Genomic DNA, 12,266 nt, shown 5'->3' on the forward strand with positions numbered 1-12,266 from the left:
CTTTTTTTCGTTAAAGTATTGCTTGAGAGGTCAGTCCTCTGGCAAAGTGATGTTGGAAAGTAGAACAACAAGGAAAATTATAATGAATAAACTGATGCTAAAAGCTGGCGTTTTTGCCATGTCGGTGATTTCCGCGAGCGTTGCGGCTAAGGTATCACCAGAAGAAGCCGCAAGGCTTGGTCAGGATCTAACCCCGATTGGTGCTGAAAAAGCGGCAAATGCCGACGGCTCTATCCCGGCCTGGGACGGTGGTTACTCTGATCATTCGGTAGAAGTTGTTCGCGGTAATGACCCATTTGCCGATGATAAGCCGTTATTTACGATTACTCATGACAACCTGGATGAGCACAAAGAACATCTAAGCGAAGGCCAAATCGCTATGTTCAATGAATACTCAGATTATAAAATGATTGTCTATCCAACCCACCGTTCGGCAACTTATCCGGACGAGCTTTGGCCTAAAATAAAATCTAACGCAGAAAATGCAGAAATGGTTGCCGGTGGTAACGGCGTCGAAAACTTCGATACTACCATTCCATTCCCTATCCCCGAAAATGGGTTAGAGGCGGTGTGGAACCATATTACCCGTTACCGTGGTGGCGCTGTAACTCGTAACGTAGCCCAGTTCCCGGTTCTGGCTAACGGAGACTACAACACAGTAGAACTTAAGGAGACCTTGGTATTCCCTGAGTACTTAGAAACCGGTCGCCAGGAAGCCGACGACAACGTTCTGTTTTATTTTATGCAGGAAGTTGAAGCGCCTTCTCGCTTAACTGGTACTGTTTTGCTGGTTCATGAAACCATTAACCAAGTAAAAGAAGGCCGTCGCGCCTGGATTTATAATGCCGGCCAGCGTCGTGTACGTCGTGCACCTAACGTTGCTTATGACGGACCAGGCACTGCGGCAGATGGCTTACGTACCTCTGACAACCTGGATATGTACAACGGTGCACCAGATAAGTACAACTGGGAATTAAAAGGTAAGAAAGAAGTTTATATTCCTTACAACAACTTCAAGATCATGGATCCTGAGCTTAACTATGAAGACATTATAAAAGCAGGTCATATGAACCAGGACTTGATCCGCTATGAAAAACACCGTGTGTGGGTTGTCGAAGGCACTTTGAAAGACGGGGAACGCCATATCTATTCTAAGCGTACAATGTACCTTGATGAAGATACCTGGACAGCGTCACTGGTTGATCACTACGACGGACGTGGCGAACTATGGCGTGTTGGTGAAGCTCTGAATACTCAGTTCTATAACCAGGACGTTCCATGGATGGCTGCAGAAGCGTTATATGACCTGAATTCGGGTCGTTACATATCTCTTGGGTTAGGGAATGAAGAAGACCCTTACATGGAATGGGATATTTCACCAAGCCGTGAAGACTTCAGTACTAACGCATTACGCCGTAAAGGCTTCAGATAAGCCAATACCGCTTAAACGTAAAAAGGAGACTCATTTGAGTCTCCTTTTTTAATGTCCGTAGCCTGGTGAGTTCTACGTAGCTTGACGTTATTACATTAAGAAGGCAGCAGCATCGCGGTTGTTACGGGTCATCTCACCTGATGCAATAGCATCAGGCTACTTTTCCAGACGAGCCAGAAGACTCGATGTATCCCAGCGACTGCCACCCATTTTCTGAACGTCAGCATAGAATTGGTCAACTAATGCAGTCGCCGGCAGCGACAAGCCCTGACGGTCGGCCTCAGCCAAGGCTATTTTTAGATCTTTACGCATCCAGTCTACAGCGAAGCCATGCTCGTAGTGGTTATCCCACATAGTCTTATAACGATTTTCCATCTGCCAGGAGCCTGCAGCACCCTGACTAATCGCCGCAATAAGCTTATCAGGATCTAAGCCGACTTTACGTGCCAGTTGAAGCCCTTCAGACAAGCCTTGCAAAACGCCGGCAATACAAATCTGATTGACCATTTTCGCTAATTGTCCACTACCGGCAGGTCCCATCAGTTGACGAGTTTTGGCATAGCATTGGAAAAGCTCGTCCGCAGCTTCAAAAGTATGTTGTTCACCACCCACCATCGCCGTTAGAACACCGTTTTCCGCTCCGGCCTGGCCGCCTGAAACCGGCGCATCTAAAAAACTGCCCTGCTTTTCATTTACAGCTTGCTCGAGCTCTCGCGCCAATTCAGCGGAAGCTGTAGTATGGTCAACAACAACAGCTCCGGATTTTAAATTCGCCAGAATACCCTCATCGCCGTAAAATACGTTACGTACATCGTCATCGTTACCAACACAAACCATAACAAAGTCAGCTTCCTTAACAGCTTCAGCCGGGGTTGGCTGGCAGCGTCCGGAATATTCCTTTGCCCATTTTTCGGCTTTAGCCTGAGTGCGGTTATAAACCGTTACCTTATGATCCGCTTTTTGTAAGTGACCGGCCATTGGGTAACCCATAACGCCTAATCCAATAAATGCACATTGCTTTGACATCGTCATTTCTCCAAACTAATTCGGTTTTTCAATAAGCCAGTGTTGATAACGTCCCAGCTCACGATAAGGGGACATTTGATTGTATTTCATCTCAAGTGCCAGTAATTCATCGAACCGTTGCTGATGAGTCAGGTCACGTAAGTAGTCATGAAAACAGCGAACACCGGTCTTTTGCTGAACGTTTAACCCTTCTTGATCTAGCCAGTCGTCAACTTGTTCCGGTACAGCTGGGTTCTGAGGATTCAAACGAACGGTCTTTTTCACCTTCAGCCCGCGCTCAATATAATCAAAGTTGCCGTAAATGGCATTGGCAAAAAGCTTAGCATGATAGTTATAAAACATAAGCGACAACTTTCCGCCAGGCTTTAATAGTGAAGCCAATTGATGAATGGCAAGCTCGGTGTCCGGCAGCCATTCCAGCAAGGCGTGGCAAAGAATAATATCGTACTGATTTAGCGGCTGCTGATTAGCAAGCTCTGTTAAACTTGCCGAAACGTACTTGCACTTATGTCCGAGGCCTGCCGCTTTGTGACGGCGCTCAGCTTCTTCAACCATTTCGGTTGAAAGATCAGAATGCACCACCGCGAAGTCATTTTCCTGAAACCACTGGTTTACCTGACCAAGCCCGGCTCCTACATCAAGCACTAAACATGGCTCAGTGGCTAACAGCGGCGCTAAATCACGCTTGAGCACCTCAACCCTGAGTTGCCCTTTAGTGGTGTCATAAATAGATTTGGAGAATTTTTGGCTAATACCGCTGAAGTCGCCGCGTTCCTGTTTTTTTCTATTCATAAAGGCTTCTTTTCATCAGGCCGGACTATCAATATCAATAAACTTAACATCCAGCTCAAACTGGCGTGCTAAGTGCTCGCCCAGCGCTTTTGCGCCGTAACGCTCGGTGGCATGATGCCCGGCCGCAAAAAATGCAATACCTTGCTCCCTCGCACTGTGTATCGTCGGCTCCGAGACTTCACCGGTAATAAAGGCGTCGACTCCAAGCTGGGCCGCTCGGTCAATAAAGCCTTGCCCGCCACCAGTGCACCAGGCAACTGTTTTAATTTTATTTAAACTGTCGACTCGACACACCAGCGGTCGCTCTAAGCGCTGTTCCAGTTCATTGGCTAATTCGTCGGAGGAAACGGCTTTAGCTAACTGACCGGTTACCAGCGGGCATGCCGGTTCAGAAGGATCCACCGGCCCATCGAATTGCCAATCCATCAGTTTGGCCAACTGCGCATTATTTCCCAGTTCAGGGTGGACATCGAGTGGTAAGTGATAGGCAAATAAATTGATATCATGCTTCAACAACTGCTGTAGTCGACGCTTTTTCATACCAACAACTTCCGCCGGCTCGCCCTTCCAGAAATAGCCATGATGAACCAGAATCGCATCAACGTTCTCGTCAACTGCCCTGTCAACCAGGGCCTGACATGCGGTTACTCCGCTGACTACTTTGCGGATTTCAGATTTCCCCTCTACTTGCAGTCCATTAGGACAATAGTCTTTAATCTGCTCACTGTTTAATAGTTTATTAAGATAATTTTGTAATTCATTTCTATTTATCGACATATCTGAAAACCAAATTGCTTTGATGAATGTCTCCAGTTTACCCGAAATTAGACAATAATCCGAAAAAACGGTATAAACGAATAGCGAAGCATTTTTATACAAAACTTTTACAACCAAACCTTGAATAAAGGAACACTTCAATGAGCAAACTGGATAAAGAAAAGGTACTAGCCGAATATACCGAAGCTTATCAAAAGGCTCACGGTAAAAAGCCGGAAATAGAAAGCAGCAATGGCTGGTATAGCGTTAATGGTGGTAAGAATGTACGTCTTACTCAATTAGCAGACGAAGCAAAAGAATTGACTAATGAGAAGTCATCAGCAGCTGAAAAGTCAGAGCCTAAGAAAGCCGAGACTAAGAAATCAGCAGCTAAAAAGCCTACTGCAAAAAAATCCCCGGCGAAAAAATCCAGCTCTGGCGGCTTAACTGCAAAAGAACTGTGGAAGCAAAAGCTAGAAGGTAAAGACAGTGATTGTCGTTTACCCCGAGGCAGTGCGTAAGGCACCGCTAGAAGTAAAAAAAGCGACCTTAATGGTCGCTTTTTTCGTTATAGGACGTCCGGATTTTTACCGGCAACGCGGTCTATTGGAACTCTAATTTTACGGTAACGGTGCACCAGAAAGTCGCTACGTTTGAAAATGACTTTTTCAGAACCAAAGTCAGCCTGAGACACCAGGAAGCGCTCGTTACCCAGTGTTTTTGCTATAATTCCTAACTTCCCCTGATGCGGTCCACGCTTAATAAAAATCGTCTGCCCTTGTATGCGGGGGTTGTTATAAGAAAATGTCGGATAATTAATTGCCACTGCCGTTTCCCTAAACCTTATAAGGCTATATCAATACCACGATTATACTCCTATTATCGGTCACCGACAGAGATTCTTGATATTTATTTCTTACCAATATAAAGCGTGATCTCACCAACCGGAAAGCCCCATTTAGACATATCGGTACGATTGATCATATTGTTCTCGTCAATAAGATACAGCCAGTCATCCAGCGTCAATACTAGAGGCTCTCCGTCTACCACTACTTCCAGTTGGTACTCCCAGTTAAGAACATTGCCTGCTGTTGTACCTTTGGCAACACCTTCAACATCGTCTGCGCGCCCTTCATAGCTATTCGGGCCGGTTTTCGTTATGTGCCAGACGCGTTGCTGCTCACGACCGTCGGCATAAGTGAAATGTTCGTCGAGAACGCCTTTACTCCCCTCCCAGGTACCTGTCATGGTTACCTCAAAACGCTGAATCACTTCCCCGCTGTAGTCCTGAACCATACCGTAAGCAACCAGTTCACCGTTAAAGAACTCTTCAAGCTTTAACTTTGGCTCAGCTGATTTATAAGCATCAATGCCGGTTGAGCACGCCGCAAGTAAACTAAGTAAAACGGTAAAGCCTAAAACCTTTAAAGCCTTCATTTTATTTCTCCCCAATGAGTTCATTGCGCTCAGATTCAAAGCGGCTATTTTCCGACAACCAAATAGCTAAAAACTGTTCGGTAAAGTCTTTATCGTCAATTTCTCCAAGCAACCTATCGCTTTGGTAAAACGCCGCTGTTCCGTCTTTCTTTTCAACTAAGAGAAGGCAGTCGCCTTCTTTAATATCGGGCCAGATAGATTCAAGTCTTTCTAACCATTGTTCATGCTTATCACTGTTCAAACCCAGCTTCTGCCATTCTTCTTCCGTCGTTTCGATAAGATCTTTCGCCTTTATATCGCGCAGGTATTCCAGTAACAGAGCCTGCCGTTCTTCCTGTTTATATTCACCTGACCGGCTATATAAAGTGGCGTCATAAACATCCCAGAAATACACACTGAGCCGGGTTTCACCAACTTTAGAGAAGTCATCGGGTACTGAGCCGGAACATTCAGCGGCATAAGAATTAAGGCTAAACAGCGCAATAATTCCGCATAAAATAAATCGCATACTCTAGACTCCCTGTTCTTTCTTAATTGACATGGAGAAAACGAAATACGCCATCATTAGTCCCCATACAGCAGCATAACAGCCAACAACAACCGGCATTGAGTCAATCGTTGCTGCATTAAGTTTTATTCCTGCAACATAGCTCAGGGGACCTGAAATAGCACCAAGCAAAACCGCTATTACGGGTTTAGGTGCCAGCCAGTCCAGTGCAACCGGCGCCATAGATGAAAAACCCAGCCACAGCATGACCAGCCACAAAGGAAAATATCCTCCGGAAAAATCGATAACACCCAGGCTTATCACAATAGCCTCCAACAATAACCCCACCGCAAACAGCCGCAAAATTAAGGTCCAGCTAACTTTGGCTACGGCAATGCTGTAGAAAAATTGAAAGGCTAATAAAACACCACTAAGCACAATGTAGTTCTCGCGCCCGGAAACGGCACTGAACCAAAGCGCATTGAACAGAACAAAACTGACAATTTTATGCTGAATAGAAGTCATTAGTACGCCTGCGATTTACTAGCGGTAACCTGAACAACCGATACCCGTTGTTCCAGAAAGCCGCCTTCACAATAGCTGAAATAGTAATTCCAAAGTCTGGAAAAGCGTTCATCGTAGCCAAGCTTTTCGAGCTCGCTTTCGTGAGCGTTAAACCGCTCTTCCCATTCTCTAAGGGTTTTCGCATAACTCAAACCGAAATCGTGTACGTCACGAACCACCAAGTCAGTGTAACGCGTAAACAATTGCGTCATTTGGCTCAAAGACGGAAGAAAGCCGCCGGGAAAGATATGCTTTTGAATAAAGTCTACGGAACGGGCGTAGGATTTCGCTCTCTGATCGGCAATAGTGATAGCCTGTAACGACATTTTTCCGTCTTCTTTTAACAGTTTATTGCAGGTTTTGAAAAAGGTCGGTAAGTATTCTTTCCCCACCGCTTCTATCATTTCAACCGAGACCAACTTGTCGTACTGCCCTTCTAAGTCACGGTAGTCACGCTTCAATAATTCAATTCTGTCGGACAAGCCCGCCGCTTCCACTTGCTGCTTCGCGTACTGAAATTGCTCATCTGAAATTGTCGTCGTTGTTACCCGGCAACCATAATTTTTTGCTGCATAAATAGCCAGGCCACCCCAGCCAGTACCTATTTCCAACAAATGATCTTGTTTTTTTAAGTCGAGTGCATCACACAAACGCTGCATCTTGTTGCGCTGGGCTTCCTCCAGCGAATCTGTGGACTCTTTAAATAAGCCGCTGGAATATTGCATTGCGCTGTCAAGAAAACGCGTATAGAGCTCGTTACCCAGGTCATAGTGAGCGGAGATATTCTTTTTAGCTTGTCCTTTGCGGTTTCGGTTACTCCAGTGCTGGTATTTATTAAAAGGAAAAGTTAACCAGGCCAGCCGTGTCTCCAGCTTATCTAAGGCCGGTAAATTGCGGGCAAAAATACGAATAACCGACGTTAAATCGGGCGTATCCCAGTGCTTATCAATATATAATTCGGCTGCGCCAATACTGCCACCAGTTACCAGGCGACGGTAAAAAGACGAGTCTTTCACGTCAATTTCAGCATTCAAATCTTTATCGGGGTGCCCGAAAGTTTCAATGAACGTGCCTTTTTCTTTTATTGTCAGCTGCCCATATTGCAAATGAGCTAATAACTTAAAAGCGATAGTACGGAAAAGCTTATCCAACACACCATACTGAATAGGCGCTACCATAGTTGTTTCACTACTGGACATACAAACTGCCTTCTAATTATTTTAGTTACCAGGGTTTCCGTAAAATGGAACCCGCTTGATAAAAAGCTTTAACGCCTGCCAATAAATGCCACCAATAATTTTTAGCGCCATGACAGGTACTGTCCTTAATACGCGATAAATTTCACTACGGTTTAGCGGTTGCCTATTTAATTTCATGCCGGCAACAAAATCTTTCTCTTGCTGGTGGGCGCTTAAAGTGACTTTTAAACTCTCTGTGGGAGGTTCTATTTGCCAGTGATAGGTCATATCCATAGGGTTAAACGGAGAAACGTGAAATTGTTTACTGGTTTTTGGAGACTCTTCTGACAAATCGACCAAATAATAGTGACGTTGCAGCCAGGGCGTATTACTGACTTCAGCTAACATGTGTGTATATTCGTCGTTGTTCTGACGAAGAAAATACAAGTTAATTGGGCTAAAAAAAATTCCAAAGGTACGTAAGTTTCCGACAAATAAAACCTCACCAGTTAAATTCTTCGCTGCAAGGGAGGACATTTTATTCAGTGCAGCCTGCTGTAAACTGCCCCCTTCATCTTTCAGGTAGTCTTTTCGACGAAACCAAAGAGGCGCAAAATTTTTACACGATAACCAACGGCTTGTCGAACTAACTTCATCGAGCTCGGATAAATTGATGCACCATTGTTGGAAACGGTAATTAAAGGCGTGGTGTTTGGGGCGATGCCTTACATGAAAGACATTCCCCCAATAAATCGCACTCTTCATGAGTTATCAATCAATTCTGTATTCAAGCGGTTAACAACATCAATGGCGCTTCTTACACCGTCTTCATGAAAACCGTTATACCAATAAGCACCAACAAAATGGGTGCTATTCTTTCCGCAAATTACATTTCTTTCGGCTCTGGCTTTTAAAGACTGAACAGAATACTGTGGATGCTCATAGGTAAAGGTTTTAATGATCTCGTCAGGAGCAATTGCGGCTGTATTGTTTAATGTAACGCATACGGTTTTTTCGCACAGCAGTCCTTGCAGAATATTCATATTGTAGGTTACTGAGCTGGGCTGCTCTTCTGCTGCATCATCTTCTCTTAATAGATAATTCCAACTGGCCCAGGCTCGTCGCTTTCTGGGTAACAAGTTCTCATCAGTATGCAGAACAACCTCATTCGGGCAGTATTTTATCTCACCAAGAATACGTTTTTCGTCAGCACTGGCGTCATCGAGTAACGCAAGCGCCTGGTCACTGTGACACGCGAAAACCACTTCATCAAAATACCGTTCTTCACCATTACTAAAAACAAGAACAACCTGCTCCTGTTGACGCTTAACTGCAACAATTTCACTGTTTAATTCAAGCCGTTCTTTAAACGGTTCGGTTAGCATTGGAATGTACGCGTGAGAGCCACCGATAAGAGTATGCCACTGAGGACGGTCGCTAACATTCAATAACCCATGATTATCAAAAAAACGAAGGAAAAAGCCCAGGGGAAAGTCTTTCGCGTCGGCCAGGCTTGCAGACCAGATAGCCGAAACCATCGGTAATAAGTAGTAATGCGAAACCGATTCCGGAATATTGTGCCGAGTGAGGAATTCTGCCAACGTGACATTGTCAGCCTCGCTGACATCCTCTTCTAACGCACTTTTCGCGGCGGCGTTAAATTTCAAAATACCCTGCAACAAACGGTAAAAAGACAAGCTAAACAAATTTTTCCGTTGCGCAAACAAGGTATTGAGATTGTGTCCATTAAATTCCAGACCCGACTTAGGATCACGTACGCTGAAACTCATTTCAGTGTCACGCCAAGCCACTTCCAGACCTTTTAGCAGACGTTTAAAACGTGGATATGTCTTATCATTAAAAACAATAAAACCTGTATCTACGGCATACATGCTGCCATTAATTTTCACATCACTGGTACATGTATGCCCGCCAATATAATCATTTTTTTCAAATACACTGACTTGATGTTCACGGCTTAAATAGTAAGCGCTGGTAAGACCCGCAATACCACTTCCAATAACGGCTATCTTCATGAGGACTGCTTCCTTGCCATTTGTTCTGATAGTTTCACTTGTAAGCCTTCCGGCAAGACAGACATTAACTTCAAAAGACTACTAAATAGCCACGGAAATGCGATGTCCCGTTTGTTCTTATTAATACCTTTTATTATTGCCTTAGACGCAAATTCAACGTCAACGCGCATTGGCATCTCAAAATCATTGGCATCAGTCATTGGTGTTTTAACAAACCCAGGCGATACGGTTTGAACTTTGACTCCCTGAGACTTTAGGTCAACTTCCAGTCCCCGCGCGATATAATGCATTGCTGCTTTTGAACCACCATAAGCCTGAGCCCGGGTGAACGGAAGAAGTCTCGCCAGACTGTCAACAATGACCAGACGCGCCGAGTTACTGAATTGGGGAAGTAAAGCTTCCACACAGTTCATTGTGCCGAATACATTTACTTTAAACACACGCTCGAACATGTCGGCATCGAAAGCTTTAACGTCGAGGTATTCACACACGCCCGCGCACAGTATTGCGACATCAATCTCATTAACTTGTGCTAACGCATTTTTTGCCGACTCTTTGTCGGTAATATCAAAGGCGCTGCAGGTTATTTTTTCAGGATATTGTTTTTGTATCTCTGACAACGCGTCGTTATTTCTTCCACACACAACGACGTCATTGCCGTCAGCTGCGTAATCCAAAGCCAGCTGACGCCCAATACCTGATGAAGCTCCTGTAATTAAGACTTTCATTCGTCTGTTAGCCTATTCTTAATTTTATCAATGACATAACCGACTAGCGGTACGTGTTCATAAAGCATTGCGCCAAGGTCGTAATAATCTCTTTGTTCTCTGATTTTGCCGTCTTCAAAGGTTAAATACGAAACTCCCGGCAGAATAATTTCCATGCCATTGGCAAGCTTGGGGTGTGCGTAACGCATCTGCCATGTAAGAAACGCTTGCTCTTCGCCAACGCATTCGTCGTCAAAAGCAAAATGACAATATTCAACGTTTTCCATTGTGTGTTTTAGATATTTTCGAAAATCCTCCAACCCGACAACGTGTTGGATTGGATCAGTAAACGCTATTTCGTCATGGTATAACTCATTCAGTTCATCAAGATTTTCGGTTTTTAGTTCATCGTAGAACTCTTTGAGTTTTTCGACTAATTCACTGTTATCCATTTTTCACCTGCTTAAACGTTGTTAAGAATCGTTCACGAGCAAATTTGTGCTCGACTATGGGTTCGCAATAGTTATTACTGCTTTGTTGCTGAAGCCAACTATGAGGCCAGTGAATATACTTTGTTGGTACTTCCTTAAGTTCGTCTACCCACTTACGAATGTACTGCCCGTCAGGATCAAATTTCTCACTTTGCTTAACCGGATTAAAAACACGAAAATAGGGAACGGCGTCAGTTCCAACCGAAGCACTCCATTGCCAGCCACCGTTGTTTGCCGGGAAACTGCCATCAATTAAATGCTGCATGAAAAAGGCTTCACCTTTTCGCCAATCTACTAATAGATCTTTTACCAGAAAATTGGCTGTGATCATTCTTAAGCGGTTGTGCATCCACCCCGTTGATGTCAATTGACGCATTCCGGCGTCAACAATTGGGTACCCCGTGCGGCCATTACACCAACGTTGAAAAGCGTCATCGTCCTCTAACCACTGAATGCTGTCCGTTTCAGTCTGAAAGCTTTCCCCTTTTGATAAGCGCGGCACAAAGTACATTAGATGCTGATAGAACTCTCTCCATGCCAGTTCGGTAAGCCAGGTATCAGCACCGGAAGCAAGTCCAAACGGAAACTCTGGCGAAAACTTATGTAGCGCCCGGGCAGCCGTCTGCGGCCCAATAACTCCCTGCGCCAAATAAGCGGAAAGTTGTGAGGTTCCGTTTTCAGCCGGCAGATCTCTGCCTTGTTGATAATCATCAATACTGTGGCCGACGAATTGCCCCAGTTTCCCCAGAACTTGCTGCTCGCCAGCACTCCAATCAGACGAGTCTTTTCTAGCCAGCGGACAGTCAGGGAGGCCTTTTGCGGTAACTCGAGAATAAGATTTGATTTGCAGCGGTTCGCTATAAGCTTTTTCGCTTAATACTTGTCGCCAACGCCGGTTAAAAGGCGTGAATTTTTTGTAATAGTCACCTTGTTGCGTTCTGACCTCTCCCGGCGACACCAACAGATTTCCATGGTGCGAAACCAGTTCGATATCGTCATTGCTTAATACTGCATTGGTCGCTGCATCTCTGCGTTTTTCATCCAGCGCATACTCTGCATTAATATGTACCCGGGCAATTTCATTTTCCCGGCAAAAAGCTCTTACAGCGCCGGGAATCTGACTGAATTTGGGGACGAGTTGCACCTCCAGCTCAATGCCCTTTTCGGCTAAATCCTGCTGCAGGCATTCTAAATTTCGCCAAACAAAGTCTACTTTTATCGGCGCCCAGTCATGGCTTTCCCATGTTTCATGACACACAAAAAATATCGCCAACGGTGGCTCATCGCCCTGACATGCAGAAAAGACGGCCGGGTTGTCTAATATTCTTAAATCACTACGAAACCAAATTACTTCTCGCAT

The 12,266-nt window shown here is 44.9% G+C and carries 15 protein-coding genes; 2 read left to right on the forward strand and 13 right to left on the reverse strand.

Annotated elements, in window-relative coordinates; all coding sequences use genetic code 11:
• Positions 1-82 precede the first annotated feature (82 nt).
• A complete protein-coding gene (locus Q5L94_RS03075; protein WP_317497005.1) occupies positions 83-1,432 on the forward strand; it encodes a DUF1329 domain-containing protein in 1,350 nt (449 codons plus the stop codon).
• 156 nt (positions 1,433-1,588) lie between these two features.
• Here Q5L94_RS03075 and Q5L94_RS03080 read toward each other — a convergent pair whose 3' ends face one another.
• Genes Q5L94_RS03080 through Q5L94_RS03090 form a run of 3 tightly spaced genes read right to left on the reverse strand, consistent with a single transcriptional unit; the run spans position 1,589 to position 4,027 of the window.
• Positions 1,589-2,458, reverse strand: coding sequence for an NAD(P)-dependent oxidoreductase (locus Q5L94_RS03080; protein WP_317497006.1), 870 nt, complete (start codon positions 2,456-2,458; stop codon positions 1,589-1,591).
• A 15-nt stretch (positions 2,459-2,473) separates the two neighbouring features.
• On the reverse strand, positions 2,474-3,250 hold the full coding sequence (locus Q5L94_RS03085) for a methyltransferase domain-containing protein (protein ID WP_317497007.1): 777 nt from the start codon (positions 3,248-3,250) through the stop codon (positions 2,474-2,476).
• Between the two features lie 15 nt (positions 3,251-3,265).
• A complete protein-coding gene (locus Q5L94_RS03090) occupies positions 3,266-4,027 on the reverse strand; it encodes a Nif3-like dinuclear metal center hexameric protein (RefSeq protein ID WP_317497008.1) in 762 nt (253 codons plus the stop codon).
• A 140-nt stretch (positions 4,028-4,167) separates the two neighbouring features.
• Here Q5L94_RS03090 and Q5L94_RS03095 point away from each other — a divergent pair, with 140 nt between their 5' ends.
• Positions 4,168-4,527, forward strand: a complete 360-nt coding sequence (locus tag Q5L94_RS03095; protein ID WP_317497009.1) for a hypothetical protein — start codon at positions 4,168-4,170, stop codon at positions 4,525-4,527.
• A gap of 47 nt (positions 4,528-4,574) precedes the next feature.
• Here the strand turns inward: Q5L94_RS03095 and Q5L94_RS03100 are convergent, their stop codons facing one another.
• The 10 genes from Q5L94_RS03100 to phrB all read right to left on the reverse strand — a co-directional run bounded on the left by Q5L94_RS03100 (position 4,575) and on the right by phrB (position 12,266).
• Entirely contained in the window at positions 4,575-4,832 is a 258-nt protein-coding gene (locus Q5L94_RS03100; protein ID WP_317497010.1) for a DUF3912 family protein, read from the reverse strand.
• Positions 4,833-4,915: 83 nt separating this feature from the next.
• A complete protein-coding gene (locus Q5L94_RS03105; protein WP_317497011.1) occupies positions 4,916-5,443 on the reverse strand; it encodes a DUF3833 domain-containing protein in 528 nt (175 codons plus the stop codon).
• 1 nt (position 5,444) lies between these two features.
• Positions 5,445-5,951 (reverse strand): chalcone isomerase family protein, encoded by a 507-nt coding sequence (locus tag Q5L94_RS03110; protein WP_317497012.1) that lies wholly within the window; start codon positions 5,949-5,951, stop codon positions 5,445-5,447.
• Positions 5,952-5,954: 3 nt separating this feature from the next.
• A complete protein-coding gene (locus Q5L94_RS03115) occupies positions 5,955-6,455 on the reverse strand; it encodes a DUF2878 domain-containing protein (protein ID WP_317497013.1) in 501 nt (166 codons plus the stop codon).
• On the reverse strand, positions 6,455-7,693 hold the full coding sequence (locus Q5L94_RS03120) for a cyclopropane-fatty-acyl-phospholipid synthase family protein (RefSeq protein WP_317497014.1): 1,239 nt from the start codon (positions 7,691-7,693) through the stop codon (positions 6,455-6,457). The genes Q5L94_RS03115 and Q5L94_RS03120 overlap by 1 nt, the downstream gene beginning before the upstream one ends.
• Positions 7,694-7,714: 21 nt before the next feature.
• Positions 7,715-8,437 (reverse strand): DUF1365 domain-containing protein, encoded by a 723-nt coding sequence (locus tag Q5L94_RS03125; protein ID WP_317497015.1) that lies wholly within the window; start codon positions 8,435-8,437, stop codon positions 7,715-7,717.
• Positions 8,434-9,708, reverse strand: a complete 1,275-nt coding sequence (locus tag Q5L94_RS03130) for an NAD(P)/FAD-dependent oxidoreductase (RefSeq protein ID WP_317497016.1) — start codon at positions 9,706-9,708, stop codon at positions 8,434-8,436. Before Q5L94_RS03130 ends, Q5L94_RS03125 begins: the two co-directional genes overlap by 4 nt.
• A complete protein-coding gene (locus tag Q5L94_RS03135) occupies positions 9,705-10,436 on the reverse strand; it encodes an SDR family NAD(P)-dependent oxidoreductase (RefSeq protein ID WP_317497017.1) in 732 nt (243 codons plus the stop codon). The genes Q5L94_RS03130 and Q5L94_RS03135 overlap by 4 nt, the downstream gene beginning before the upstream one ends.
• Positions 10,433-10,867, reverse strand: coding sequence for a nuclear transport factor 2 family protein (locus Q5L94_RS03140; protein WP_317497018.1), 435 nt, complete (start codon positions 10,865-10,867; stop codon positions 10,433-10,435). The genes Q5L94_RS03135 and Q5L94_RS03140 overlap by 4 nt, the downstream gene beginning before the upstream one ends.
• Positions 10,860-12,266 carry a deoxyribodipyrimidine photo-lyase gene (gene phrB / locus Q5L94_RS03145; protein ID WP_317497019.1) on the reverse strand — a complete coding sequence of 469 codons (1,407 nt, stop codon included), beginning with the start codon at positions 12,264-12,266 and terminating at the stop codon, positions 10,860-10,862. The genes Q5L94_RS03140 and phrB overlap by 8 nt, the downstream gene beginning before the upstream one ends.

It is taken from the genome of Idiomarina sp. Sol25, assembly GCF_033052775.1.
In the GTDB taxonomy this organism is placed as follows: domain Bacteria; phylum Pseudomonadota; class Gammaproteobacteria; order Enterobacterales; family Alteromonadaceae; genus Idiomarina.

What these genes read in the sequence shown, in the direction of transcription:
- Q5L94_RS03075 (WP_317497005.1), top strand. Translation starts at nt 83, where the DNA reads ATGAATAAACTGATGCTAAAAGCTGGCGTTTTTGCCATGTCGGTGATT.
- Q5L94_RS03080 (WP_317497006.1), bottom strand. Translation starts at nt 2,458, where the DNA reads ATGTCAAAGCAATGTGCATTTATTGGATTAGGCGTTATGGGTTACCCA.
- Q5L94_RS03085 (WP_317497007.1), bottom strand. Translation starts at nt 3,250, where the DNA reads ATGAATAGAAAAAAACAGGAACGCGGCGACTTCAGCGGTATTAGCCAA.
- Q5L94_RS03090 (WP_317497008.1), bottom strand. Translation starts at nt 4,027, where the DNA reads ATGTCGATAAATAGAAATGAATTACAAAATTATCTTAATAAACTATTA.
- Q5L94_RS03095 (WP_317497009.1), top strand. Translation starts at nt 4,168, where the DNA reads ATGAGCAAACTGGATAAAGAAAAGGTACTAGCCGAATATACCGAAGCT.
- Q5L94_RS03105 (WP_317497011.1), bottom strand. Translation starts at nt 5,443, where the DNA reads ATGAAGGCTTTAAAGGTTTTAGGCTTTACCGTTTTACTTAGTTTACTT.
- Q5L94_RS03110 (WP_317497012.1), bottom strand. Translation starts at nt 5,951, where the DNA reads ATGCGATTTATTTTATGCGGAATTATTGCGCTGTTTAGCCTTAATTCT.
- Q5L94_RS03115 (WP_317497013.1), bottom strand. Translation starts at nt 6,455, where the DNA reads ATGACTTCTATTCAGCATAAAATTGTCAGTTTTGTTCTGTTCAATGCG.
- Q5L94_RS03120 (WP_317497014.1), bottom strand. Translation starts at nt 7,693, where the DNA reads ATGTCCAGTAGTGAAACAACTATGGTAGCGCCTATTCAGTATGGTGTG.
- Q5L94_RS03125 (WP_317497015.1), bottom strand. Translation starts at nt 8,437, where the DNA reads ATGAAGAGTGCGATTTATTGGGGGAATGTCTTTCATGTAAGGCATCGC.
- Q5L94_RS03130 (WP_317497016.1), bottom strand. Translation starts at nt 9,708, where the DNA reads ATGAAGATAGCCGTTATTGGAAGTGGTATTGCGGGTCTTACCAGCGCT.
- Q5L94_RS03135 (WP_317497017.1), bottom strand. Translation starts at nt 10,436, where the DNA reads ATGAAAGTCTTAATTACAGGAGCTTCATCAGGTATTGGGCGTCAGCTG.
- Q5L94_RS03140 (WP_317497018.1), bottom strand. Translation starts at nt 10,867, where the DNA reads ATGGATAACAGTGAATTAGTCGAAAAACTCAAAGAGTTCTACGATGAA.
- phrB (WP_317497019.1), bottom strand. Translation starts at nt 12,266, where the DNA reads ATGCGAGAAGTAATTTGGTTTCGTAGTGATTTAAGAATATTAGACAAC.